Origin of the sequence: Lentiprolixibacter aurantiacus, from assembly GCF_026241225.1 — a bacterium.
Taxonomy (GTDB): domain Bacteria; phylum Bacteroidota; class Bacteroidia; order Flavobacteriales; family Flavobacteriaceae; genus Lentiprolixibacter; species Lentiprolixibacter aurantiacus.
Map to the genome: position 1 here is coordinate 33,961 of NZ_JAPFQP010000002.1, position 24,507 is coordinate 58,467.

At 44.4% G+C, this 24,507-nt stretch carries 24 protein-coding genes; 12 read left to right on the forward strand and 12 right to left on the reverse strand.

The annotated features are described in order from the left end of the window. The 9 genes from coaBC to OO016_RS07235 all read left to right on the forward strand — a co-directional run bounded on the left by coaBC (window position 1) and on the right by OO016_RS07235 (window position 9,715). Entirely contained in the window at window positions 1-1,206 is a 1,206-nt protein-coding gene (coaBC, locus tag OO016_RS07195) for a bifunctional phosphopantothenoylcysteine decarboxylase/phosphopantothenate--cysteine ligase CoaBC (RefSeq protein ID WP_266012017.1), read from the forward strand. After that, a complete protein-coding gene (porD, locus tag OO016_RS07200; protein WP_266012018.1) occupies window positions 1,199-2,092 on the forward strand; it encodes a type IX secretion system protein PorD in 894 nt (297 codons plus the stop codon). The genes coaBC and porD overlap by 8 nt, the downstream gene beginning before the upstream one ends. Window positions 2,093-2,150: 58 nt before the next feature. Next, entirely contained in the window at window positions 2,151-3,803 is a 1,653-nt protein-coding gene (gene recN, locus OO016_RS07205) for a DNA repair protein RecN (protein WP_266012019.1), read from the forward strand. A 105-nt stretch (window positions 3,804-3,908) separates the two neighbouring features. Beyond that, window positions 3,909-4,721 (forward strand): enoyl-ACP reductase FabI, encoded by an 813-nt coding sequence (locus OO016_RS07210; protein WP_266012020.1) that lies wholly within the window; start codon window positions 3,909-3,911, stop codon window positions 4,719-4,721. 64 nt (window positions 4,722-4,785) lie between these two features. Next, complete coding sequence (locus OO016_RS07215) at window positions 4,786-5,799, forward strand: glycosyltransferase family 2 protein (protein WP_266012021.1); 1,014 nt, start codon at window positions 4,786-4,788, stop codon at window positions 5,797-5,799. Next, window positions 5,796-6,749: a CdaR family protein gene (locus OO016_RS07220; RefSeq protein WP_266012022.1), complete on the forward strand. Its 954-nt coding sequence runs from the start codon at window positions 5,796-5,798 to the stop codon at window positions 6,747-6,749. The genes OO016_RS07215 and OO016_RS07220 overlap by 4 nt, the downstream gene beginning before the upstream one ends. Continuing rightward, a complete protein-coding gene (coaE, locus tag OO016_RS07225; protein WP_266012023.1) occupies window positions 6,746-7,327 on the forward strand; it encodes a dephospho-CoA kinase in 582 nt (193 codons plus the stop codon). Before OO016_RS07220 ends, coaE begins: the two co-directional genes overlap by 4 nt. A gap of 84 nt (window positions 7,328-7,411) precedes the next feature. Further along, on the forward strand, window positions 7,412-9,001 hold the full coding sequence (locus OO016_RS07230) for a sensor histidine kinase (protein ID WP_266012024.1): 1,590 nt from the start codon (window positions 7,412-7,414) through the stop codon (window positions 8,999-9,001). Between the two features lie 6 nt (window positions 9,002-9,007). After that, window positions 9,008-9,715 (forward strand): response regulator transcription factor, encoded by a 708-nt coding sequence (locus OO016_RS07235; RefSeq protein WP_266012025.1) that lies wholly within the window; start codon window positions 9,008-9,010, stop codon window positions 9,713-9,715. Between the two features lie 30 nt (window positions 9,716-9,745). Here OO016_RS07235 and OO016_RS07240 read toward each other — a convergent pair whose 3' ends face one another. Genes OO016_RS07240 through OO016_RS07275 form a run of 8 tightly spaced genes read right to left on the reverse strand, consistent with a single transcriptional unit; the run spans window position 9,746 to window position 16,945 of the window. Beyond that, window positions 9,746-10,258 (reverse strand): gluconokinase, encoded by a 513-nt coding sequence (locus tag OO016_RS07240; RefSeq protein ID WP_266012026.1) that lies wholly within the window; start codon window positions 10,256-10,258, stop codon window positions 9,746-9,748. After that, entirely contained in the window at window positions 10,255-11,169 is a 915-nt protein-coding gene (miaA, locus tag OO016_RS07245) for a tRNA (adenosine(37)-N6)-dimethylallyltransferase MiaA (protein ID WP_266012027.1), read from the reverse strand. Before miaA ends, OO016_RS07240 begins: the two co-directional genes overlap by 4 nt. After that, window positions 11,166-11,999, reverse strand: a complete 834-nt coding sequence (locus OO016_RS07250) for an ion transporter (protein ID WP_266012028.1) — start codon at window positions 11,997-11,999, stop codon at window positions 11,166-11,168. The genes miaA and OO016_RS07250 overlap by 4 nt, the downstream gene beginning before the upstream one ends. Window positions 12,000-12,003: 4 nt before the next feature. Continuing rightward, window positions 12,004-13,125 carry an exonuclease domain-containing protein gene (locus OO016_RS07255; RefSeq protein ID WP_266012029.1) on the reverse strand — a complete coding sequence of 374 codons (1,122 nt, stop codon included), beginning with the start codon at window positions 13,123-13,125 and terminating at the stop codon, window positions 12,004-12,006. Window positions 13,126-13,148: 23 nt separating this feature from the next. Next, window positions 13,149-13,802, reverse strand: a complete 654-nt coding sequence (locus OO016_RS07260) for a YggS family pyridoxal phosphate-dependent enzyme (protein ID WP_266012030.1) — start codon at window positions 13,800-13,802, stop codon at window positions 13,149-13,151. Window positions 13,803-13,828: 26 nt separating this feature from the next. Next, window positions 13,829-15,079: a DUF1015 domain-containing protein gene (locus OO016_RS07265; RefSeq protein WP_266012031.1), complete on the reverse strand. Its 1,251-nt coding sequence runs from the start codon at window positions 15,077-15,079 to the stop codon at window positions 13,829-13,831. A 1-nt stretch (window position 15,080) separates the two neighbouring features. Then, complete coding sequence (locus OO016_RS07270; protein WP_266012946.1) at window positions 15,081-15,971, reverse strand: 3-hydroxyacyl-CoA dehydrogenase family protein; 891 nt, start codon at window positions 15,969-15,971, stop codon at window positions 15,081-15,083. Continuing rightward, on the reverse strand, window positions 15,971-16,945 hold the full coding sequence (locus tag OO016_RS07275; protein ID WP_266012032.1) for a Gfo/Idh/MocA family protein: 975 nt from the start codon (window positions 16,943-16,945) through the stop codon (window positions 15,971-15,973). The genes OO016_RS07270 and OO016_RS07275 overlap by 1 nt, the downstream gene beginning before the upstream one ends. Before the next feature lie 115 nt (window positions 16,946-17,060). On the opposite strand from OO016_RS07275, the gene OO016_RS07280 reads away from it, so the two are divergent. Further along, on the forward strand, window positions 17,061-17,702 hold the full coding sequence (locus OO016_RS07280; RefSeq protein WP_266012033.1) for a protein-L-isoaspartate(D-aspartate) O-methyltransferase: 642 nt from the start codon (window positions 17,061-17,063) through the stop codon (window positions 17,700-17,702). 7 nt (window positions 17,703-17,709) lie between these two features. On the opposite strand, the gene smpB is transcribed toward OO016_RS07280, so the two are convergent. Then, a complete protein-coding gene (gene smpB / locus OO016_RS07285; protein WP_266012034.1) occupies window positions 17,710-18,171 on the reverse strand; it encodes an SsrA-binding protein SmpB in 462 nt (153 codons plus the stop codon). A 114-nt stretch (window positions 18,172-18,285) separates the two neighbouring features. Between smpB and OO016_RS07290 the strand changes: the two genes are divergently transcribed. Next, complete coding sequence (locus OO016_RS07290) at window positions 18,286-19,035, forward strand: DUF6503 family protein (RefSeq protein ID WP_266012035.1); 750 nt, start codon at window positions 18,286-18,288, stop codon at window positions 19,033-19,035. On the opposite strand, the gene OO016_RS07295 is transcribed toward OO016_RS07290, so the two are convergent. Then, on the reverse strand, window positions 19,013-19,558 hold the full coding sequence (locus OO016_RS07295) for a SixA phosphatase family protein (protein ID WP_266012036.1): 546 nt from the start codon (window positions 19,556-19,558) through the stop codon (window positions 19,013-19,015). The genes OO016_RS07290 and OO016_RS07295 overlap by 23 nt on opposite strands. A gap of 64 nt (window positions 19,559-19,622) precedes the next feature. On the opposite strand from OO016_RS07295, the gene OO016_RS07300 reads away from it, so the two are divergent. Further along, complete coding sequence (locus tag OO016_RS07300; protein WP_266012037.1) at window positions 19,623-21,173, forward strand: PorP/SprF family type IX secretion system membrane protein; 1,551 nt, start codon at window positions 19,623-19,625, stop codon at window positions 21,171-21,173. Here the strand turns inward: OO016_RS07300 and OO016_RS07305 are convergent, their stop codons facing one another. Continuing rightward, window positions 21,174-21,770 carry a TetR/AcrR family transcriptional regulator gene (locus OO016_RS07305; RefSeq protein WP_266012038.1) on the reverse strand — a complete coding sequence of 199 codons (597 nt, stop codon included), beginning with the start codon at window positions 21,768-21,770 and terminating at the stop codon, window positions 21,174-21,176. Between the two features lie 123 nt (window positions 21,771-21,893). Beyond that, complete coding sequence (gene clpB / locus OO016_RS07310) at window positions 21,894-24,494, reverse strand: ATP-dependent chaperone ClpB (protein ID WP_266012039.1); 2,601 nt, start codon at window positions 24,492-24,494, stop codon at window positions 21,894-21,896. Window positions 24,495-24,507: the final 13 nt, after the last annotated feature.

Sequence of the window (24,507 nt, forward strand, 5' to 3'; positions counted from 1 at the left end):
ATGTTGGGCGGCAAAAAGATCCTGTTGGGTATTACCGGAGGTATAGCTGCCTACAAAACCACATTTCTTGTCCGCCTATTGATTAAAGCCGGTGCTGAGGTTCGTGTAATTATGACCCCAAGTGCCGGCGATTTTGTTTCACCCCTTACCCTTGCTACCCTATCCAAACACAAAGTGCTTATAGATTTTGTCAATAAAGAAGAGCACAGTGTAGATTGGAATAATCATGTGGATCTTGGCCTCTGGGCCGATCTTATGCTGATCGCCCCGGCCACCGCCAATACGCTCTCCAAAATGGCTGGTGGCAACTGCGATAATTTATTGCTGGCTACCTACCTTTCTGCAAAGTGCCCCGTGTTCTTTGCACCTGCTATGGACCTTGACATGTACCGTCATCCGAGCACTATAAAAACATTCGAGACATTGCAGTCCTTTGGTAATATCATGATCCCGGCGGGAACGGGAGAATTGGCCAGCGGTCTCCACGGAGAAGGGAGAATGGCAGAACCCGGTGATATCATCAGCTTCATTACTGCACATTTACAGGAAGGTCTGCCTCTGAGTGGTAAAAAGGTACTCATTACTGCGGGTCCGACCTATGAGGCCATAGATCCGGTGCGTTTTGTGGGCAACCATTCTACCGGGCGCATGGGTTTTGAACTTGCAAGGGCAGCAGCAGATCTGGGAGCGGGTGTCATTCTGATTACAGGACCAACGCATTTGCAAATGGATAACCCATCCATTACCAGGGTTCCCGTTGTATCAGCTCAGGAGATGTGCCAGGTCGCCCTGGATTATTTCGATGAGGTTGATGTCGTCATTGGATCAGCCGCAGTGGCTGACTTCCGTCCGAAAACCACATCGGACAGTAAAATCAAGAAAAAGTGTGGGGGTTTGACCATTGAAATGGTTCCCAATCCGGATATTTTGCAAACCCTTGGGGACAGGAAAGAGAAACAGTACCTGGTGGGATTTGCGCTAGAAACGGATAACGAACTTGAAAATGCAAAATCAAAGATTGCCAAGAAGAACCTTGACGCCATCGTACTGAACTCTTTAAGGGATGAGGGCGCCGGTTTTGGAGGCGAAACGAATAAAATTACTTTTATAGATAAGAATTTCAATCAAAAACCGTTTGAACTTAAAACAAAGGCCGAAGTAGCACAGGATATCTGGACCGAAATTCTCAGTCGATTACATGCGTAATTATTTTATTTTAGTTGTTGCATTTCTTTACACCTTCCCGGGGTGGTCACAGGAGTTAAACTGTACCGTTACCGTTAATTCTGACCAGGTAAGCCAGACCAACCAGCAGATTTTCCAGACCCTGGAGCGATCCCTGAACGACTTTGTGAATAAGACCAAGTGGACCAATAGGGTTTACAGGGAGAATGAAAAGGTGAATTGCCGGATGTTTATCACGGTAACTCAGTTTGAAAACAACAATTTTGCAGCTAATATTCAGATACAATCCTCCAGACCCGTTTACAATACGTCCTACGAAACACCAATATTCAATTACAAGGACAACGATTTCAATTTCAATTACATAGAGTTTCAACCCCTGGTCTATAACGAAAATGTCTTTGAGTCTAACCTGATTGCGGTTATGGCCTATTACGCCTACATCATACTGGGACTGGATGCAGACACTTTTTCACTGGAAGGGGGAACAGAATTATTCAAAAAGGCACAGCAGGTAGTGACCCAGGCACAGGGAACTAACTTTGCCGGCTGGAATCAATCTGCAACCTCTAACAGAACGCGCTTTGTTCTTGTAGACAACCTGCTATCCAATACTTTTAGGGAATATCGCATTGCCATGTATAACTATCACCGTAAAGGGCTGGATATTCTGGGAGATAACAACAGCACAGGCAAACAGGTTATTTCAGGTTCCATGCGCCTGTTCGAAACGCTCATTAAAAGACGTCCGAATGCCTTTTTAATTCAGACCTTTTTTGATGCTAAAGCAGAGGAGATCCGCAATATCTTCTCTGATGGCCCCAAGGTAGACATTGTTTCCCTCAAGGAAACGCTCAATCGGGTGGCCCCTTTTTACGCTTCCACCTGGAACGAAATTAAATACTAGTACCTGTTCCTAAAAAGGGCGATTCTTTTATCTTTACATATCCATAAAGATATTCACATTGCTCAAGCAGCTTTCTATAAAAAACTATGCCCTTATTGACGATCTGAACGTCAAATTTTCCCACGGTTTCACAACTATTACCGGGGAAACTGGTGCAGGTAAGTCCATTTTTCTCGGCGGACTGTCCCTGGTGCTGGGAAAGCGCGCAGATCGTTCCACACTCAGGGACCAGGACAACAAGTGTATTATTGAAGCTGAATTTGAGATAGGTTCCTATAACCTCAGGGAGTTCTTTGCCAACCAGGAACTGGATTATGATGATCATTCGATTCTTAGGCGGGAAATACTGCCGAGTGGCAAGTCCAGAGCTTTTATAAATGACACCCCGGTTACCCTGGATGTTTTAAGTGCTTTGGGCGGACAGTTGATTGATATCCATTCGCAGCACCAGACCCTTAAGCTTACAGAGGCTGATTTCCAGATGAAAGTAGTTGATGCCCTGGCCAACAATAGGGCGGTTCTCCATGATTTCCGGGAGAAACTAGCAGAGTACAGAGATGGTGAAAAACAGCTTCAAGCCCTTATAGACAGGCAACAACAGGCCCTGAAAGATTATGATTACCACAGTTTTCTGTTAAAGGAGATAGAGGAGGCAAAGCTGGAGGGGGTTAATCAGGAAGACCTGGAAGCCGAGCATGAACAACTGACTCATGTGGAAGAGATACTGGAACAACTCTCCCAGGCCTCTCAGACGCTCCAGGATGAGCAAATGGGGTTGTTATCTACCCTTGGGCAGTTAAAACAGATTTGTAATAAGCTAAGCCCCTTTGGTCAGCATTTCCAGACCATTGCCGATCGGATTAACTCAGTTTATATTGAACTGGACGATCTGGCGGCAGAGATTGAACAACAGCAGGAATCCCAGGTAGTAGACCCGGCAAGGCTTGAGAAAGTAGGTGCCACTCTTCAGTCGTTATACACGCTTCAGAAAAAACATGCAGTAGCTACCGTGGAAGAGTTATTGCAGATAAAACAGGAACTGGAGGATAAAGTTCTGGATACAAACAATCTCGACAGTCAGATCGGGGAGATGCGGTTAACATTGGATAATCTCAGGAGACAGTTAGAAGAAATGTCTTTGTCCATGAGGGAACAGAGGACTAGGGTAATCCCCAACCTGGTCTCCGAACTGGAAAGCATGTTGAAGCCGCTGGGTATGCCCAATGCCCGGTTTAAAGTCTCTTTACAGGAATTGCCTGATTTTGCCAGCAATGGCAAGGATTCCCTGATCATGGATTTCTCGGCCAATATGGGTTCTGGATTCGAACCGTTGAAAAAAGTGGCTTCCGGAGGGGAGTTGTCCCGCATCATGCTGGTAATCAAGGCGGTGCTGGCCAGATATGAAAACCTTCCTACCATGATGTTCGACGAAATAGATACCGGGGTTTCAGGGGAGGTATCTAACCGAATGGGCGACATTATGACGCAAATGAGCAGGAGAATGCAGGTCTTTTCCATTACCCATCTTCCTCAGGTAGCTTCCAAGGGAGATCAGCATTTCAAGGTATTCAAGGAAGATAAGGAAGGCGTTACTCACACCCGCATGAAGCAACTGCAGCCTGAAGAACGTATCGTGGAACTGGCCGAGATGCTCGGTGGCAAATCCCTTTCCGAATCGGCCCTTGCCCATGCGAGGCAGTTGTTGAATTAATTAGTCATAACAGTCCTGCTTACCTTAAACCTTATTTGGTTTTCAAGGATTAACAAGCTCAAATTTTGATATCTTTGCCCCCAACTAATACCAAATTCAAACACAATGGCACATAACTTACTAAAGGGAAAAAGGGGGATCATATTTGGAGCTTTAGATGAAAATTCAATCGCCTGGAAGACTGCGGAACGGGTTTATGAAGAAGGCGGGCGCTTCGTGCTCACCAATGCTCCAATCGCTATGCGGATGGGTCAGATCAACGAACTGGCGAGTAAAACCGAATCGGAAATCATCCCGGCGGATGCTACCAGCGAGGAAGATCTGGAAAAGCTGGTGACCCAATCCATGGAGATCCTGGGTGGAAAACTGGACTTTGTGCTCCATTCCATTGGTATGTCAGTCAATGTGCGTAAAGGACGCCATTATACCGATGAAAAATATGATTTTACAACCAAGGGCTGGGATGTAAGTGCCCTTTCTTTCCATAAGGTTATGCAAAGCCTTTACAAGGCAGATGCCATGAACGAATGGGGTAGTATTGTAGCCCTGACCTATATGGCTGCTCAGCGAACATTCCCTGATTACAACGATATGGCAGATAACAAGGCCTACCTGGAATCTGTTGCCCGAAGTTTTGGGTATTTCTTTGGGAAGGAAAAGAAAGTCAGGGTTAATACGGTTTCTCAATCGCCAACCCCAACAACTGCAGGTAAGGGAGTGAAAGGCTTTGATGGTTTCATTGCCTATGCGGAACTGATGTCTCCTCTTGGAAATGCTACCGCTGCAGACTGCGCGGATTATACTATTAGTCTATTCTCTGACCTGACGCGCAAGGTTACCATGCAAAATCTGTTTCACGATGGCGGATTTTCCAATACGGGGGTTAGTCAGGAAGTTATCGAACGCTTTTCCGAATAGTTAGGAGTAAACCTTATTGATGCCTGTTTACTCCAGGAAATGGAGTAATTATTGATTTTATTGCATGGAACTGTTTTTATCCATAGTCGTACCAGTATTCAACAGGCCCGGGGAAATACGGGAGTTGCTGGAAAGTATTCATAACCAGACTTATGAGGGCAGGTTTGAAGTGGTCATTGTGGAAGACGGATCAACGGAGCCCTCGGCGGAAGTGGTGAATTTTTATAAGGATAAGATAGATATTCTGTACCTGCCCAAACGCAATACGGGACCAGGGGATTCCAGGAATTACGGCATGCGCGAGGCTAATGGTAACTATTTCATCCTCCTGGACTCAGACTGTATGCTACCCCCTTCATACCTGCAGCGGGTTGCAGATGCGCTCAATGAAGATTATGTGGATGGTTTTGGAGGGCCAGATACTTTTCACAAAAATTTTTCCCCTTTGCAAAAGGCTATAAACTACGTTATGACCTCACTGTTTACTACAGGCGGTATCAGGGGGCATAAAGCGGCAGCCAGACAATTTCAGCCCAGGAGTTTTAATATGGGCCTTTCTCGTAAGGTATTTGAAGAAACCGGTGGATTTGGAAATATTCATCCGGGAGAAGACCCGGATTTAACCCTGCGTATGTGGGAAAAAGGGTTCAGGACACGTCTTATACCCGAAGCGCATGTATTCCACAAAAGGCGGATCGACTTTGGCAAATTCTACAAGCAGATGAATAAATTTGGCCTGGTGAGGCCAATTTTAAATAAGTGGCACCCCGGATCGGCAAAGGTTTCTTACTGGTTTCCTTCCTTGTTTATCCTGGGGTTGATCGCATCCTTATTACTCGTCACGGTTGAATTCTATTTACCTCTGGCGCTCTACCTGCTTTATTTTGCAACCCTTTTCGTAGACTGTCTGATCCAATACAAACAACCAAAAGTGGCCCTATTTGCCCTTTGGGCTGTATTGGTCCAGTTCACTGCTTACGGATACGGTTTTCTAAAGTCGTCTATCTTGGTTAATTTTAGCGGTAAAGAAGCACAGGTTGTATTTCCCAATCTGTTTTTTCAAAAGGTCGATGAATGACAGCACAATCAAAAAAAAGAGTGGATAAAAGGAAGTTGCAGATTTTCCTGGTTTTTTTATTCTGCTCTTTTTTGATCTGGTTGATTAGCAAACTTTCGGAGAACTACACAGAAAGAACCACTTTTGAAATTGTATTCCAAAATGTTCCGGACTCCCTTCTACTCACATCGAGTTCAAAAGGCACTATTTCGACCCTGGTGCAAACCAGTGGATTTCAGATGCTTGGCTCAGGTTTCAGGAGAAATCAGATCAATATTGATGTGTCAAAAGTCAGGCAAAGGGGAGGCCGGTATTACATCAGCCCTGCTGAATACCGGAGACAAATGGAACAGCAGCTATCTGGCTCCATAAGGTTGCAGGAGGTAGACCGGGATACCTTGTTTCTGGAATTATACGGGCTTGTTTCGAGAATGGTGCCTGTTAAGGCTGATCTCAACCTGAATCTTGCACAAAATTACCTCCTAAAAGGGCCTGTAGAAATTTCCCCGGATAGTATATTGTTAAGGGGGCCTGAAAACGAATTGGCCGAAATAACTGCTGTAACCACTGAAACTATAGAACTGAAGGATTTGGAGGAAGATTTCAGCAGGGAAGTGCCACTGATGATTCCGGAAGAATGGACCTCCATAAACCTGGAGACCGAAAAGGTAGTGCTTAGCGCATCCGTTTTCCGGTTTTCGGAAAAGATAGTCAGTGTGCCGGTTTCCATCCTGAACCTGCCAGAAAGTACTACAATCAAAATATTTCCCAATACCATAGAGATACTCTGCAGGGCAGAACTGGAAACGCTTAAAGAACTGGATGTCAGTCAGTTTTCTGTGGCTGTTGATTATGGAGATATACGAGAAGGAATAAAAACCCTGCCGGTTAAGATTCAACAGCAACCTGAGGCTGTTCAGAGCGTTCAGCTTATAACGGAGAAGGTGGAATACCTGCTGATACGCCAATGAAAATTGTAGGCCTTACCGGAGGAATAGGGAGTGGCAAGACCACAGTAAGCAGAATGTTCGAAGCGCTGGGGGTCCCTGTATACAATAGTGATAAACGGGCAAAGGAATTAATGGTTACTTCCAAAAAATTAAGGGTTCAGATCATCGATCTTTTGGGAGAAGAAGCCTATAAAAATGGTCAGTTGCAAAGAAATTTTATAGCAGAAAGGGTCTTTGCTCTGCCGGAACTGCTCCAAAAACTAAATGCACTGGTTCATCCTGCTGTAAAAGAAGATTTTAAGCAATGGGCCTCTCAACAGGATTTTCCTTATGTTATTCAGGAGGCGGCTATCCTGATTGAGAATGGCTCCCACGAAGCCTTCGATAAGATGATCCTGGTAACCGCTCCCCTGGAAGAGCGCATAGCCCGCATCCTTAAGAGGGACTCCAGTTCCCGTGAAGCCATACTGGAGCGCATGCAACACCAGTGGGAAGATTCCAAAAAAGCTCAATTTGCAGATTTTGTAATTGAGAATTTAGAACTCACAAAAACCCAGGAGAAAGTGGCTGCTATCCATGCAGAACTCCTTGAATTATAGATATTCCGGTATTTTAACATTTTTGTTAAGTTTAGGTTAAACAGGGGAAGCTCTAAATGTTAAATTTTTAATTTTACGCGAACAATGAATAAGAGATTATTTGTTCTTCTGGTCATATTAATGAGCCTTTCTCTTATTGGGATCATTTCAGTTCAATTGTATTGGATTAAACGTTCCGTAGAAGACAAGGAAGAACAGTTCTCCAATATTGTAGCCGAGGTACTGAACAGGGTTACTGATAAAATCGAAACCCGCGAAATCAATAATTACTCGGAAAAATTCCTGAGACTGAGGGACAGCCTGGGGGAATTTAAAAGCTCCCAGCTGAGCAATATCTTTTTCATTGATCGCGATTTGAATTCCAACGAAATCCTGTTTTATTCACACGGGATACTGGAAGAGAATTACAATATCGCATCGACGTTCTTTGATAATACAGACAGTACAGACGTTACGGATTCTACGACTATTACCAACATTACCAGCAAGCGTACTACTACTATTTTCAAGGAGGAATACGGACTTGATGGCAGGCGGTATAAACTCAATCCCATCCAGAAACTTGAAAAAGTAGGAGGGTTGTCGGCCATAGACAGGGCGGCATTTGATGATGTCTACCGGGAATACGCGAAAAGGATACCGATTCATAACAGGATAAGCAAGAAGGAGATAGAATTGTTACTGGACCAGGAACTGGCCAACAATGGCCTGGACCTTGAGTACGAATATGGTATTTACAGTCGTGGCCTGCCTACAAAAGTAAAATCAAGGCGTTTCAAGTTTGCCGAGACCCAGTTGTATCAGGCGCCTATATTTAAGAGTAGTGAAGGAAAAAGCGATTTTTCTCTTCTGCTTTCCTTTCCCAGGAAAAAGAAATTCCTATTGCGATCAGTAGTGGGAATGGCGTTCCTTTCGCTTCTTTTCACTTTGATCATAGTAGTGGCCTATTCGAGTGCCATTTACCAGTTAATCAGGCAAAAACAGATATCTGAGATCAAGAGTGATTTTATCAACAATATGACGCATGAGTTCAAAACGCCTATTGCCACCATCAATCTGGCGGTTGAGGCCATAAAGAACCCGCAGGTGATCGGAGACCAGGAAAAAGTGCAGCGCTATCTGGGGATGATTCGCGACGAGAACAAGCGCATGAATGCACAGGTGGAGAATGTGCTCAGGATTTCACGACTGGAAAAAAACCAGCTGGATATTCGTAAGGATCGGGTTAATATGCACGACTTAATTAAAAAGGCCATCTCTCACATTGAACTGATAGTTGCTGATCGCGGGGGATACGTTAACGCGCATCTGGAAGCAGGCAGGGATGAGGTATTGGCCAACGATGTGCATTTTGGGAATGTACTGGTGAATATCCTGGACAATGCGGTTAAATATTCGCCTGAAGCCCCAAAGATCGATGTATTTACCAACACAGTCAAGAATTACTTCGTAATCCGGATCGAAGATCAGGGAGCTGGGATGAGCAAGGCTGTACTGAAAAAGGTATTTGAAAAATTTTACCGGGAACATACCGGAGACATACACAATGTAAAAGGACATGGGCTAGGTTTGGCCTATGTGAAAAAAATAGTAGAAGATCACCAGGGTGAGGTTTATGCAGAAAGCGAGAAAGGAAAAGGTAGTACTTTCTTCATCAAACTGCCCTTAATATAGACAATTATGGAAACAGCTCAGAAGAAAATTCTTTTGGTAGAAGACGATCCCAATTTTGGAATTGTACTGAAGGATTACCTCTCTATGAACGATTTTGATGTAACCCTTGCCAAAAATGGGATGGAAGGATTTGAAAAGTTCAAAAAAGACAACTTCGACATTTGCATTCTGGATGTAATGATGCCCTACAAGGATGGCTTTACCCTGGCTAAGGAAATTCGTGAGAAGAATGAGAATGTTCCAATCATATTCCTGACAGCAAAAACCATGAAGGAAGATGTGCTTAAGGGTTACAAGGCGGGTGCAGATGACTACCTCAATAAACCCTTCGATTCGGAGGTGCTTTTGATGAAACTCAAGGCAATCCTTCAGCGAAAGGCCTCCAACACCCTTGCAGACAGCAAGCAGTTTGAATTCCAGATTGGAAATTTCCATTTGAATTCCAAATTGCGTTTTCTCAAATACAAAGAGGAAGAGCCCATAAAACTATCTCCCAAGGAAAATGAATTATTAAGGTTGCTTGCACTGCATGAGAACGACCTTATGCCCAGGGAACTGGCACTCACCAAGATCTGGAGGGACGATAACTATTTTACCTCCAGGAGTATGGATGTTTACATAGCCAAATTGCGCAAATACCTGAAGCGGGACGACTCTGTGGAAATTCTGAATATACATGGGGAAGGATTCCGGCTGGTAGTTAAGAACGGATAATCACTACAAACTATACCAAAAAAGCGGCGTTCAGCCGCTTTTTTTGTTCGATTCCCATTGCCGGATTATTTCATCCACTTGTTCAGGAGGTGAGAGCTCTACGGTTACATGGATGGCATTATCCGGGAGTTCAAGCGCGTCAAACTGTGAACGCAGCAATTCTTCAGGCATAAAGTGACCAGAACGCTTTTTAATACGCTCCAAAATAGTGCTGTAATCTCCTTTGAGGAATATCCAAAATACGCGGGGTAATCCTTCGACCAGTATTTTTCTGTATTTGACTTTTAAGGCAGAGCAGGCAATCACACAACCGGAGTCAGCATGCTCCATGGCAAGCCTGTTTATGCTTTGTAACCAGGGCAACCTGTCATTATCATCCAGGGGTTTTCCCTTAGACATTTTGTCGATATTGGATTTAGGGTGATAATCGTCCCCGTCAAAAAATGGCAGCTCCAACTCCTTTGCCAGCAATCTGCCTACGGTAGATTTTCCACATCCGGAAACACCCATTACAAAAAAAACCGTGCCCCTTCCTTCCCTCATTTCATCAAATCAATTTTTTCTTCGAGCACCGTGGCTATTTCATGGTGGGGGGTTTGATAATCGAACCAGTGAACCCCTGTGGTTTTCCGATACCAGGTCAGTTGCCTTTTGGCAAACCTTCGGGTGTTCTTTTTAATCGTTTCCACAGCAGTTTCCTTGCTGCAGACACCCTCAAGGAAAGCAAATAGCTCCTGGTATCCCACTGTTTGTAGCGCATTATAATCCTTGTAAGGCAGTAGCTTTTTTACTTCTTCCAGAAGGCCATCAGCCATCATTTGGTCTACCCGGGCATGTATTCGTTCGTAGAGAATTTCGCGCTCTGCTTTAAGCCCTACTACAACAGGCTTAAAAAGCCGGTTTGCTTTAGGTTTTCCCAGAAAGCTCGAATAGGGTTTGCCGCTGCTTTTACAAACTTCAAGCGCCCTGATTAGTCTGTGTGGATTCTGGATATCAACCCTTTGGAAATACTCTGGGTCAAGTGCTTTTAACTCCTGCTGCAATGCCGAAATCCCTTTTTGCTCCAGGGTCTGGTTCAATTCCTCCCTGACACCTGGCGAAACTTCTGGAAATGTGTCCAGCCCCTTTAATACGGCGTCCGTATAAAGTCCGCTCCCACCTACCAGGATTAAAGTATCATGGGTTTGAAATAGATTGTGGATCATTTGAAGTGCCTCTGCTTCAAAATCACCTACGGAGTAGGGTGTAGTTATGCTCACGTGCTGTAGAAAATGATGAGGGATGCCCTTTTTTTCTGCAGTGGTTGGAACTGCGGTTCCTATGGACATTTCTTTGTAAAACTGACGGGAATCTGAAGAAATGATCACCGTATCGAAATGATTAGCCAGGGAAACTGCTAAAGCTGTTTTTCCGATGGCCGTGGGCCCAATTACAGTTATTAGGAATTTATTCATGCTAATGGACTGCCACAATGGTAGCAATGATTGGCAGTTTCTGCATGATCTTCTGCAAGGCAGCTCTCACAGATTCTTTCACGATTTTCCCCGGTCTCTTTGGATTTTTGCCTTGAGAATTCTACAGTGACAATTCCGGTGGGTACCGCAATGATCCCATAACCGATGATCATAATCAGTGTTGCGATGAACTGCCCAAATCCGGTTTCCGGTGAGATGTCCCCGTAACCAACAGTGGTCAGGGTTACAATAGTCCAGTAAACACTGTGGGGAATACTGTTGAACCCGTGTTCCGGCCCCTCAACCAGGTACATTATGGTTCCGAGTAAAATGGATACAATCAACACGAAGAAAACAAAAATGAAAATTTTGGTTCTGCTGGCTTTCAGTGCCCTCAGTAAATTATTGGATTCACCCACAAACCGAACCAGCTTCAGGATACGGAAAACCCTGAGTAGCCTCAATGCCCGCAGGGCCGCAAAATATTGAGAACCTACTACCAGGTAGGACAGGTATTTCGGGATTGTGGAAAGGAGGTCAATGATACCAAAGAAGCTGAATATATATTTGCTCGGCCTTCTGATACAAATAATCCGCAGAACATATTCCACGGTAAAGAGTATGGTTACCACCCATTCTGAAATGTCCAGGAAATCGTGGTAGCGTTCATCAAAACGAGGAACACTTTCCAGCATTACGATGATTACACTATATAGGATTACTACAAGCAAAACAATGTCAAATAGCTTGCCTGCCGGGGTATGTGTGCCGTAGATGATCTCGTGCAGTTTAAACTTCCAGTCCCTTTTTGCTTGTGCTTCTCCTTCCAAAGTACTAATTCAATTCAATTACTTTCAAAACCCTTTTTTCCTGAAGGTAAGTACTGATGATCCGTCCGCTTGCTGGACTTCCTTTCATAGGGGTAATGATTTTTTCTAAGATATGAATATTATTGATTTGATGGTTCAGGTTGTAAAAACCCAATCCTTTGAATACACCATTTTTAAGTAAAACGGCACTGCGTTCACCTACATCGCGCCCTTTATCAATAAGCAATATACTGTTGTTTGCGAGGTCAATTTCCTGGTAAAATCCCTGAACCACACGCTGCTGTTCCAGGATCTTTACCTGCTTGTTTTCCGGGGCGTTGTATTTGGGCTTATTCCGTTGTCGCTCCTCCTCAGCCTTTAATCGGGCTACAAGTTCGCTTCCGGTTATTTCAAAAGTAACTTTCCGTGTTTCCTTCTGTATAGTCCGGGCCCAGCTGCCACTATTTGTGAAATGCTGATTTACCCTTTTCCTGATGTTTGTGCTGTGACTCAGGAAAATCAGGTCACCTTCTTTGTTGTACATATAATATACGCCTGTTTCCAGGGGCATATCATCCACAATATCGAGCTGCCTGGGAGTGAGTTCACCCAAACTTTCAGCACGAATTACCCGTTTAATGATACTCTTGTCGGAATCCCGGGACAGTAATAGTTTAAAGAGCTTTAAAGTGGCCAGTGCGTCCCCGTTGGCCCGATGCCGATCGCTTACGGGTATTCCCAGTGACCTTACCAGTTTACCCAGGCTGTGAGATTCGGCTTCTGGGATAAGGCGTTTGGAAAGATCCACAGTGCAAAGGGTTTTCCTCTCAAAATTATAGCCCAGCCTGCGGAATTCGGTACGAAGGATACGGTAATCGAATTGGGCATTATGGGCTACCAAAACAGTGCCCTGAGTAATCTCTACAATCCTTTTAGCTACCTCATGAAATTTTGGGGCGGTCCTGAGCATTTTACTGTTGATGCCCGTTAACTTTACCACAAAGGGCTGAATTTCCCGCTCCGGATTTACCAGGCTGATGAACTGGTCTACAACACGATGTCCGTCAAATTTATGGATGGCTATTTCCGTAATACCCTCTTCATCGTATTTCCCCCCAGTGGTTTCTATGTCCAGAATAGTGTACATAATATCGCATCTCTCAGAGACAACTAATTTCTTGCTCCAAAGATACTGCTTCCGATCCTTACCATGTTACTTCCTTCTTCTATAGCAATCTTGTAATCCCCGCTCATGCCCATCGATAGGATTTTCAATTCCGGGATACTGTTCTGAAGCTTGTTAAACAGCGTTTTAAGGCCTTTGAATTCCCGACGTACCTGTTCCATATCGCTGGTGAATGTGGCCATGCCCATAAGGCCCAATACTTTTACGTATTCTAACTTTTCAAGTTCAGCAGATGAAGCCAGGGTTTGAAGTTCTTCTTCATCAAATCCAAACTTGCTGGATTCTTCAGCTATATGGACCTGAAGCAGGCAGGCTAATTTCCTTCCGTATATCTGCCCCTGTTTATTGATCTCCTTTAATAACCTGAGGCTGTCTACCCCATGAATAAGGCTCACAAAAGGGGCCATATATTTTACCTTATTTCGCTGCACATGCCCAATCATGTGCCATTCAATATCCCCGGGCAGGATCTCGTGTTTTTCAACCATCTCCTGAACACGGTTTTCACCAAATACCCGCTGACCGCTCGAATAGGCCTGCAGGATATCCTCGGCAGATTTTGTTTTTGAGACGGCTACAAGGGATACATGCTCTGGTAAAGCCGATTTTATTTTCAGGAGGTTTTCTGCAATTGACATGTGTTAACTTAGTAAATTAATCTTTGTCAGGAAAGGGTATCCGAAAGGTCATAAACCGTAAGTCCGCTTCTTAGTTTGGGCTCAATATAAGTGCTTTTGGGAGGCATAACCAGGCCTTCATCGGCTATTGCCTTGATTTCATCAATATTTACCGGAAGCAGTCCGAAGCCCACTTCGAAATCACCACGGTCAATGGCATCTTTCATCTTTAGCACATTGTGCTTGCCGTAACCATATTGTATGCGCTTGTCGTTCCTGAGATCCTGTATCCCTAAAACAGGTTCAAGGATTGTTTTGTAAAGGATCTGTGTATCCAGTCTGCTGAGGGAATCGGTAAAATTATAGGCCCTTTTCCGTAGGTACAGGGAATAAAATTCCCCATCGAGGTACATGCTAAAATGATGTTTCTTCCCGGGTTTATAGAGTTCATTTCCATATCTCTTGATCCGAAAACTTTCGTCCAGCCGTACCAGGAACTCTTTTTTACTTAGTCCATTCAGGTCTTTGACCATCCTATTGAATTCAAATATCCTAATATCGGATTCGGGTATCAGGTAGCTCATAAAGTAGTTATAAGCCTCCTTACCGGAATGTTCAGGATTTTTATCTTTAAGGGTTTTCCCTAAGAGGCAGGAAGATGCACTTCGGTGATGACCATCAGCAATGTAAAGTGAATCCATGCCGCTAAACTCCTGCTGTATCGTTTGAAGGACTTTGCGGTCTGATATTACCCAAAGGCTGTGTTTAATACGGTCTGGTGTGGTGAACTCATAAGCGGGGGTATGCCTCGTGGTACTCTCCAGAATAGCGCTGATTGAAGCATTGTCCTTATAGGCCATAAGGACCGGCTCTGCCTCAAAACGAACAATTTCCAGGTAATCGGCAAACAACTTTTCCCTGCGGGCAATGGTTGCCTCGTGCTTTTTGATGATTCCATTCTCATAATCAGCTATGCTGGTCGCACAAAAGAAACCCGTACAGCGATATGCATTTTTTTCAACCCGGTAGATATAGAAACTTGGCTCGGGATCTTTCATAAAAACCTCGTCTTCCAAAAATTCCATATATCGGTTCCTTACAAGCCGGAACCGTTCATTTCCAGACACTTTTTTATCGTATTTAAATCCGGGATTTATAATGTGAAGGAAGGAAAAAGGATTATAGCTTAGTTTTGCCTCCAGCTCTTTTTTAGAGTACTCTTCATAGGAGCGTGAAGCGACAAATGCAGCCTTGTCCGGAGTGGGCCGGATCGCTTTGAAAGGTTTGATCTCTGGCATATCAGCTCTGGAATTGCTTGGCTACCCGCTCTGCTTTTCGCGACTCGCTGTAATCGTAGAACCCTTCCCCTGACTTAACCCCCAACTTTCCTGCAGTAACCATATTTACCAGCAATAGGCAGGGAGCGTATTTGGGGTTCTTAAACCCTTCATACATTACATTCAGGATGGATAAACAAACATCGAGTCCAATAAAATCAGCTAATTGTAAAGGCCCCATAGGATGGGCCATGCCCAGTTTCATAACGGTGTCAATTTCTTCAACACCAGCTACGCTCTGGTATAGTGATTCTATTGCCTCGTTGATCATGGGCATCAGGATGCGGTTTGCGATAAAGCCAGGATAATCGTTTACCTCTGTTGGGATTTTCGAGACTTTTGCCGAGAGCTCCATTGTGGTTTGGAGGACGTCGTCAGAAGTGTTATATCCTCGAATAACTTCAACGAGTTTCATAATGGGGACAGGGTTCATAAAATGCATCCCTATTACCCGTTCGGGATACTGTGTTACCGCAGCTATCTGGGTTATGGATATGGATGAGGTGTTAGTGGCCAATATGGTGTCCGGGGGGCAAAGGGCATCTAATTCCTTGAATATCTCGAGTTTAAGGGATACCTTTTCAGTAGCTGCTTCTACTACCAGTTGCACCCCTTTTACACCTTCTGCAAGACTGGTAAACCGCCCTATTCGGGCAAGGGTTTCATCTTTTTCCGCCTGGGAGATTTTCTCTTTTGCTATCATGCGGTCAAGATTCCTGGAAATGGTTCCCAGACCTTTATTCAAAGCAGCGTCGTTAATATCGATCAGGTTGACGCTATACCCGTGCTGAGCAAAGACATGGGCTATTCCGTTCCCCATAGTTCCAGCTCCAATAACGGCAATTTGTTTAATCATACTGCTGTTTTTTCAAATGAATTAATTATTTGAAGCGCCACTCTCAGTGCTTTAGTACCTTCTTCCAATGATACCAGGGGTTTGGTATCTTCATTTATGGCATTTGCAAAGGTTTCCAGCTCATCTTTAATGGCATTGTTCATATTAATGTCCGGATTTTCAAAGTAGATCTGTTTCTTCTCACCTTCCGCATTTTGCAGGATCATATCAAAGGCTCCGGGTTCTTCGGGGGCATCCTTCATTCTCACCACTTCCACCTTTTTTTCCAGAAAATCCACAGAAATGTATGCGTCTCGCTGGAAAAAACGGGATTTCCTCATGTTTTTCAGGGAAATCCTGCTGGAGGTTAGGTTAGCTACGCAACCGTTTTCAAATTCTATACGGGCATTAGCAATATCCGGTGATTTGCTGATTACCGAAACCCCACTGGCATTGATTTGCTTTACCTCCGAATTCACTACGCTTAGAATGATGTCTATGTCGTGGATCATCAGGTCCAGAACCACAGGGACATCTGTACCCCTGGGATTAAATTCAGCGAGCCGATGTGTTTCTATAAACATAGGGTTGGTGATACTTTCCCTTATGGCCATGAAAGCAGGGTTAAAGCGTTCCACGTGGCCTACCTGCCCTTTAACCCCGTATCGCTCCTGCAGATTCAGGAGTTCTTCGGCTTCTTCGAGTGTATTGGTGATGGGTTTTTCAATAAAAATATGTTTTCCATTTTCCATGGCCTTCTTAGCACAATCAAAATGGGAAAGGGTAGGGGTAACGATGTCTACAACGTCTGCCTCCTCAATAAGTTTGTTGAGGTTCTCGATGTAGGGATAACCGAATTCCTCCGAGACCTGTTTGCCATTAATGGCATCGGGATCGTAAAAACCGATCAATTCATATTCCGGGGATTCCTGCAGAAGGCGAAGGTGAATTTTTCCTAAATGTCCTGCTCCCAGCACACCAACTTTTAGCATGGATTTTTGTTTTGTCAAAAATAGGGGATAAATTCAACATTACCTGAATCCTGAAGGGGAATCAGTAGGTTGATTTCAGGCAATTATATAATTTAGTATTCCAAAAGAAAAAAGGTTGAAGGACACCCTCAAACATAGGGGAATGCGCAATAAGCTTGTGGATATTGTCGCATCCAAAGGAATAGTGGATAAGCTGGTTTTGCAGGCTTTACGCAACGTACCCAGGCACCTTTTTATGGATAGCAGCTTTGAAGGACACGCCTATCAGGACAAAGCCTTTCCCATTGCTGCAGACCAGACCATTTCCCAGCCTTACACTGTGGCCCGCCAGACTGAATTGCTGGAGGTACGTCCCAACCAGAAAATTCTTGAGATTGGAACGGGTAGCGGTTACCAAACCGCAGTGCTACTGGAGTTAAAGGCCAAAGTATACACCATTGAGAGGCAACTGGAATTGTTTAAAAAAACCAGGCTTTTCTTCGATAAAATGGGTTACCGTCCCAAAAAAATGGTCTTTGGTGATGGATACAAAGGATTGCCCGAAGAAGCTCCGTTTGACGGTATTGTTGTAACTGCCGGTGCACCGCAGATCCCAAAGGCATTGCTGGCTCAATTAAAGGTCGGGGGAAAGCTGGTTATCCCCGTAGGTGAGGAAGAACAAATCATGACAGTAGTTACGCGTAAATCAGAGAAGGCCTTTGAAAAGTTGGAATACGGGGCCTATCGTTTCGTGCCTTTGCTGGAGGATAAGAATTAAATCTTGATTACTTCCTGTAATCTTTCTTGATGCGGTCAAGGTTTCGCTTGGTATCCCGCTCTTTCAAGGCCTCCCTTTTGTCGTAAAGCTTTTTCCCCCTGGCCAGGGCAATCTTGATTTTGGCGAGCCCGCGATCGTTGATGAAAAGATTAAGTGGCACTATAGTTAGCCCCGAAGCTTTTACTTCCTTGTGCAGTTTTTTAAGTTCCTGTCTGTTTAACAGCAATTTTCTTTCGGCTTTGGGTTTGTGATTATAATGTGAGCCGTGGGCGTATTCATCTACCTGCATGTTAATCACAAATAATTCGCCCTTGTCGTTGAATTCGCAGAAACTCTCGGAGATGGAAGCCTTTCCCAAACGGATAGATTTAATTTCTGTCCCGGATAGAACAATGCCCGCTGTATAGGTATCCAGCAATTCGTATTCGAAACGAGCCCGCTTGTTTTTTATGTTAATGTTTTTCTGCATATCATGGCAAAAATAAGAACAAAAGGGCAATGCACATTTTCATAATTTCCCCATATTTCTGAAATTAATTGTAATGTTATTCGGATTATTACGAATATTTCCTAAAATAAGGACATGAGAAAAGTTATTTGGGTTCTTTTTGGTTTCGTTGTATGGGCTTGTCAGGATACTGATTTGGGCGGTAATCCCCAGGCAATAATTGATAAGGCAATTGAGGTATCAGGCGGGGCATATTACGATTCTTTACGTGTAAGCTTCCGGTTCAGGGATATCCTGTATGCCAGTGAGAGAGGGGCCCGGGGAAAAGTACTAAGCCGATCCTTTGTTAAGGATAGTGCCGAAGTGCTGGATGTGCTTGAGGGAGGAAGTTTTACAAGAAGGATAAATGGGAGTGTTGTGGCGGTCCCGGATACCATGGCCGTAAAATATGCCAATTCCGTCAATTCAGTTCATTACTTTGCACGATTGCCCTATGGATTAAACGATCCGGCTGTAATGAAGAAGTACCTTGGAGAGGTACTCATTGACGGAAAATTGTACCACAAGGTTGAAGTAACCTTCAGGGAAGAAGGGGGAGGTGATGATTTTGATGATGTTTATGTTTATTGGTTTGACAGGAAAAGCAACAAACCGGACTACCTGGCCTATGAGTTTCATGTAAATGGTGGGGGTTTGCGTTTCAGAAAGGCCTTAAATGAACGCTATATAGGCGGTATCCGCTTTGTAGATTATCTGAATTACAAACCAACTTCAGATGAAGTAAGTGTTTATGAACTGGATTCGTTGTTTATGAAAGGCGAGCTGGAGTTGCTTTCCCGCATCGAAATTCGGGATATACAGGTTAATCCGGGCAGTTACAATTAAAAACCAGTCGCTGGTCTATGGCCTTGCCGTTAACCACGGTGACAATAAAAAGACTTCCGTTGTCATAATCATCCATGGAGTCATATTTCTCTTCTCCAATCATTCTATTGACCATGGCTGGTGTACTATTGCTGTGACCTACCACAAGTACGTTTTTCCCGAGGTTTTCCATTTGAAATGCCTGAATATCCAGATTCCCCGGGTCGTAGTACTGTTCAGTGATTTCCTGCTTGATGGCAACGGGAGCAGCCGTCATTCGAGTCCTTTCGTAATCTGTTGTATAGACCGCATCCAGGGAGACTTCGTTAAGGATTTCTGCCCAGTGCATGGCTCTCCCCAATCCTTTTTGATTTAATTCCGGGTCAATATCTTCAGGATTGCTCCGGTCTTTCTCTGCGTGACGGATAAAATAGTAGGTAGACACTATGGGGTCGGAATTATCCAGAACTTCCTTTGGGTCCTCCTTGCAAGAGCTGCTAATTGTTAACAAAAACGCGAAGATTAGAAGCTTTAATGTTTTCATGCTGAATTGGTTTAACTAAATTTATCCTTATTGCTAAAAGTAACTGAAATTCATTAAAAAAAGTATGTTGAGGGTCCGAAATTTGGGGTTCTGCCATCGATACATCATATTGCTAGGGATATGGATAGCAGGCTTTGCGGCGAATGCCCAGGACACGGAGCTTCCTGTGGATTTCCGTCAGCACAATCTTACCGAATACAACAGCAGCCTGTTTAGTCCGGTATTTTCACTGGACCGCAACCAACCGCAGTCCCTGGCGTTCTGGAGCCGCTGGCAATGGCAATTGGTAGATGAAGACCCAACTACCTTTTTACTCAACTACAGCAGAAGGGTCAATAATGCAATGGCGGGAGGAATCGGTGTTTTTCAACATAATACGGGCTTGTTCCTGAATCGCGGTGGTGTTTTGAATTACGCCTTTACTACTCAGCTTGCTCCGGAATTCAGTTTTGCAGCAGGACTTAATGTTTTTGGTTATCAACGTGAACTCGCTGATGATAGTTTCCTGAATGATCCAAACCTTCCAGATGCAGAGGAATTGGATGCTTTTATACTCCAGGTAGCCCCTGGTGTCAGGTTTCAATATGGTCCCGTTAGCCTGGGTATGACTATGGAAAACCTCCTGCAATTCAATTTTAATGCGGGTAATAATGAGGCAGGCGACGCAGGTAACATTTACCTTGGATTCCTGGGATATCAAATGCCAATACGGATGTTTGAGCAATTCGGAGAGAGTTATTTACAACACACTATATATTTTAAATCATTGCCGGGATTTGATAATCAGGTAGGGATTACCTCACTGCTTACAACTCCAAAGTTTTGGGCTCAATTAGGATTCAATAATTTTTATGGAGCTTCAGGAGGATTGGGAATTCGTATTTCAAATAAATTTTCCCTGGGAGCCCTTATAGAATATGGAACCCAGGATGATTTACAGGACAGGGACCCCACGTTTGAACTTGTGACCGCCTTTAATTTCGGGCCCCGAGGAAAGCCGGAAGAAGATGAGATAAGAGAGTTGGAGAAAGACGAACCCATATTGGAAACTGAAATAGAACAGCAAGAACAGGAAGACGAAAAACAACGCCTTGAAGAGGAAGCTTCTATGGCCAAGCTGGAAAAGGAAAAGGAATTGAAAAAGGAGCAGGATTCCATTACCGCTGCTCAGAAAATACAAGAAGAAAGACAGGCTCAGGAATACAGACAAAGGAAACTGGACTCGATTGCTGAAGCTAAGAAGCTTGATGAACAAAAGGCGAAAACGCAGCGATTGCAGGACTCTGTCAGGAGAGCGAATGCGGCCCGGAAACAAACACCGGTAGCTCCGCGAAAAGGGGAGAAGTATGAAGAGGTTGTGAACGAAATAGGAATTGCTCCTGGATACTATCTTATTGCCAATGTTTTTGGCACTAAACGCTATTTTGATGCCTTCATGAAAACACTTAACCAACGCGGTTTAAGCCCTAAATCATTTTACAGGGAAAGCAAAAAATACAATTATGTTTACCTGGCGAAATTCAATACCATGGAAGAAGCAAGGCAGGCCAGGGATAGTCAGTTAAACGGAACTTATAAAGGCGATCTGTGGATCTTCCGGATGGTAAGAGAATAACTAGTGCTTTATTTCCCTGTTGATCAGAACCTCCATGTAGGCCACAGTATTTAACAGGTATTTCCTGTCTCCGGAAATAGTGGCCATCGCAATTGCACCCTGTAACATGGTGTAGAGTTGCTTGGCAAATTGTAAAGGGGGTACAGGTAAGCGAATTTCTCTTTGGTTTACTCCATTTTCCAGAACCAACGCAATTTTGCCTTCAATGGTTTTGGCAAGTTCACGCGCGGCTGCAGCGAGCTGCTTATTGTTGTTCCGGGCGTCTACTCCTACACTCAATACCGGGCATCCTCCCAGCTCCTTCATAAGTTCGTCATAATGCTTGTAAAAATGAGTAAGGGAAGCCAGTTTTTCTAGTGCTCCTCCAGGAACATCCAGCTTTTCATCAAGTACGTTAAGAAGTTTATTGCTGCTGTATTGGAACGCTGATAGCGCAAGGGATTCCTTATTTTCGAAATTGCCGTAAATAGCCCCTTTGGTAAGACCTGTAGCGTCTGTAAGATCGCTCATGCTTGTGCCAATATAGCCGTGCTTGTTAAAGAGCGGTGCCACAGTCTCAATAATGAAAGCAGTGGTTCTTTCGGCTTTGGTTGGCATAGGGTGATCAATTTTATACGAATATATAAAAACTATATACGGAATGGTATACTAAGTAAAAAAAAGGTGCCGGCTGCTAATTATTCGCCTCCGGCACCCCAAATCCTTGTTTAAGATACTTTTTTATTCAACAAGCTCGCCCTGGTTGCGAAACACGAGTCCTTCATCAAAACTGTCCAGTAAAATGATACTGTCTGCTTTTACATTTCCACTGAGCAACTCTTTGGAGAGCACATTGAGTACTTCTTTCTGGATTACCCGTTTAATTGGTCTTGCCCCGTACTGAGGATCGAAACCTTTTTTAGCCAGGTACTCGATTGCTTCCTTGGTAGCATCAATTACAATATGCTGTTTGGCGAGCATTTTTTTGAGGTTTTCCAACTGTAATTTCACGATTTCCCTTATGTCTTCCATACTTAATGGGGTAAACATAATGATATCGTCAATCCGGTTGAGAAATTCAGGCCTGATCGTCTTTTTAAGCAGGCCCAGTACTTCCATGCGTGCAGTTTCGGTAGCACTGTGAAGGTCTTTGCTGTTTTCAAAAGCTTCCTGTATCAGATGACTTCCCATATTACTGGTCATGATAATTATGGTGTTCTTGAAATCGGCAACACGCCCTTTGTTATCTGTAAGCCGGCCTTCATCCAGAACCTGTAAAAGCACATTGAATGTATCCGGGTGAGCCTTTTCAATTTCATCGAGCAGGACTACGGAATAGGGCTTTCTCCTTACCGCTTCGGTGAGTTGTCCACCTTCATCATAACCTACATATCCGGGGGGTGCCCCAACCAGCCTGCTGACCGAATGCCGTTCCTGGTATTCGCTCATGTCTATGCGCGTCATTGCGCTTTCATCATCAAATAGATAGCTCGCCAGCGTCTTGGCCAATTCGGTCTTGCCCACACCTGTAGTCCCCAGGAAGAGGAAAGACCCTATGGGGCGTCTGGCATCCTGCAGGCCAGCCCTGCTTCTACGAATGGCGTCGGATACCGCTTCAATAGCTTCATCCTGACCTACTACTCTCTTATGCAGGACTTCTTCCAGTTTCAAGAGTTTTTCACGCTCGCTTTGCATCATTTTGGTGACAGGTATGCCCGTCCATTTGGCCACTACTTCTGCAATATCTTCACTGGTAACCTCTTCTTTGATCAGAGTGCCGGCTTGCTGCTGTTCCGCCAGTTCTGCCTGAAGAACATCCAGTTTGGACTGAGCTTCCTTGATCTTACCGTAGCGCAATTCGGCCACTTTGCCATAATCGCCATTTCTTTCTGCCCTTTCAGCTTCCAGCTTATAGTTCTCTATGTCCTGTTTGGTCTTCTGGATGTTATCCACTACAGATTTCTCACTTTCCCACTTGGCGAAGATCTCATTGCGTTGCTCCTTAAGGTTTGCCAGGTCAATGTTTAGCGCCTTGAGCTTTACCTGGTCATTCTCTCTTTTAATGGCTTCTATCTCAATTTCCAGCTGCATGATCTTTCGATCCAGTACATCCAGTTCCTCCGGTTTGGAATTGATTTCCATCCTTAGCTTGGAAGCTGCCTCATCCATCAGGTCGATGGCCTTATCCGGCAGGAACCTGTTGGTGATATAGCGCTGGGAAAGTTCCACTGCAGCTATAACCGCTTCGTCCTTAATCCGCACTTTGTGGTGTGCTTCGTATTTCTCCTTCAGGCCCCGCAATATGGAAATGGCACTTTCTGTATCCGGTTCATCCACAGTAACTTTCTGGAACCGCCTTTCCAGGGCTTTGTCTTTTTCAAAATATTTTTGGTATTCATCCAGGGTGGTTGCCCCAATGGCACGCAATTCTCCGCGGGCCAGGGCAGGTTTCAGGATATTGGCTGCATCCATTGCTCCCTGTCCGCCTCCAGCTCCCACCAGGGTGTGGATTTCGTCAATGAACAGGACAATATCGCCATCAGAACCTGTTACCTCCTTAATAACGGACTTTAGGCGTTCTTCGAACTCACCCTTGTATTTGGCACCCGCTATGAGCGCCCCCATGTCCAGGGAATAAATGACCTTATTTTTGAGATTTTCAGGCACATCGCCCTGTACGATTCTATGGGCCAGCCCCTCGGCAATGGCTGTTTTACCCGTTCCGGGTTCTCCCACAAGCATAGGATTGTTTTTGGTGCGTCTGGACAGGATCTGTAAAATCCTCCGTATTTCTTCATCCCTTCCAATTACGGGGTCCAGTTTGCCTTTATCTGCCAGGTCATTCAGGTTGCGGGCATATTTATTCAGGGAGTTGTAGGTGTCTTCTGCACTCTGGGATGTAACCTTTCCTCCTTTACGGAGTTCCTGTATGGCTGTATTTAAATCCTTTTCATTTACGCCCTGGTCTTTCAGCATCCTGCTGATCTTGCTATTTGATTTAAAGATTGCCAGCAACAAATGCTCAATGGATACATATTCGTCCTGCATTTTTTTGGCAATCAGATTGGCTTCATTTAGTGTTTTACCGGCTGCCTGCGAAAACATAATATCGGCTCCGGAAACCTTGGGCAACCTTTCCAGTTCCTGATCCAGCACCTTGTCCAGGATCTCTGTGTTTACATTGAGCTTTTTGAGCAAGAATGGCATTACATTCTCATCCACCTCCCCAATGGCTTTGAACAGGTGCTCATTCTCTACTAGCTGGTGGCCATATCCCTGGGCTATCTGCTGTGCCTGTTGTATGGCTTCCTGTGATTTTATTGTAAATGTATTGATGTTCATTATTTCTGATTTT

Coding starts and splice junctions, on each gene's coding strand:
- coaBC (WP_266012017.1), top strand. CDS start 1: ATGTTGGGCGGCAAAAAGATCCTGTTGGGTATTACCGGAGGTATAGCT.
- OO016_RS07240 (WP_266012026.1), bottom strand. CDS start 10,258: ATGAGGGAAGGAAGGGGCACGGTTTTTTTTGTAATGGGTGTTTCCGGA.
- OO016_RS07265 (WP_266012031.1), bottom strand. CDS start 15,079: ATGCCAGAGATCAAACCTTTCAAAGCGATCCGGCCCACTCCGGACAAG.
- porD (WP_266012018.1), top strand. CDS start 1,199: ATGCGTAATTATTTTATTTTAGTTGTTGCATTTCTTTACACCTTCCCG.
- OO016_RS07210 (WP_266012020.1), top strand. CDS start 3,909: ATGGCACATAACTTACTAAAGGGAAAAAGGGGGATCATATTTGGAGCT.
- smpB (WP_266012034.1), bottom strand. CDS start 18,171: ATGCAGAAAAACATTAACATAAAAAACAAGCGGGCTCGTTTCGAATAC.
- OO016_RS07230 (WP_266012024.1), top strand. CDS start 7,412: ATGAATAAGAGATTATTTGTTCTTCTGGTCATATTAATGAGCCTTTCT.
- miaA (WP_266012027.1), bottom strand. CDS start 11,169: ATGAATAAATTCCTAATAACTGTAATTGGGCCCACGGCCATCGGAAAA.
- clpB (WP_266012039.1), bottom strand. CDS start 24,494: ATGAACATCAATACATTTACAATAAAATCACAGGAAGCCATACAACAG.
- OO016_RS07215 (WP_266012021.1), top strand. CDS start 4,786: ATGGAACTGTTTTTATCCATAGTCGTACCAGTATTCAACAGGCCCGGG.
- OO016_RS07290 (WP_266012035.1), top strand. CDS start 18,286: ATGAGAAAAGTTATTTGGGTTCTTTTTGGTTTCGTTGTATGGGCTTGT.
- OO016_RS07275 (WP_266012032.1), bottom strand. CDS start 16,945: ATGCTAAAAGTTGGTGTGCTGGGAGCAGGACATTTAGGAAAAATTCAC.
- OO016_RS07220 (WP_266012022.1), top strand. CDS start 5,796: ATGACAGCACAATCAAAAAAAAGAGTGGATAAAAGGAAGTTGCAGATT.
- OO016_RS07255 (WP_266012029.1), bottom strand. CDS start 13,125: ATGTACACTATTCTGGACATAGAAACCACTGGGGGGAAATACGATGAA.
- OO016_RS07295 (WP_266012036.1), bottom strand. CDS start 19,558: ATGAAAACATTAAAGCTTCTAATCTTCGCGTTTTTGTTAACAATTAGC.
- OO016_RS07235 (WP_266012025.1), top strand. CDS start 9,008: ATGGAAACAGCTCAGAAGAAAATTCTTTTGGTAGAAGACGATCCCAAT.
- OO016_RS07260 (WP_266012030.1), bottom strand. CDS start 13,802: ATGTCAATTGCAGAAAACCTCCTGAAAATAAAATCGGCTTTACCAGAG.
- OO016_RS07305 (WP_266012038.1), bottom strand. CDS start 21,770: ATGCCAACCAAAGCCGAAAGAACCACTGCTTTCATTATTGAGACTGTG.
- coaE (WP_266012023.1), top strand. CDS start 6,746: ATGAAAATTGTAGGCCTTACCGGAGGAATAGGGAGTGGCAAGACCACA.
- OO016_RS07300 (WP_266012037.1), top strand. CDS start 19,623: ATGTTGAGGGTCCGAAATTTGGGGTTCTGCCATCGATACATCATATTG.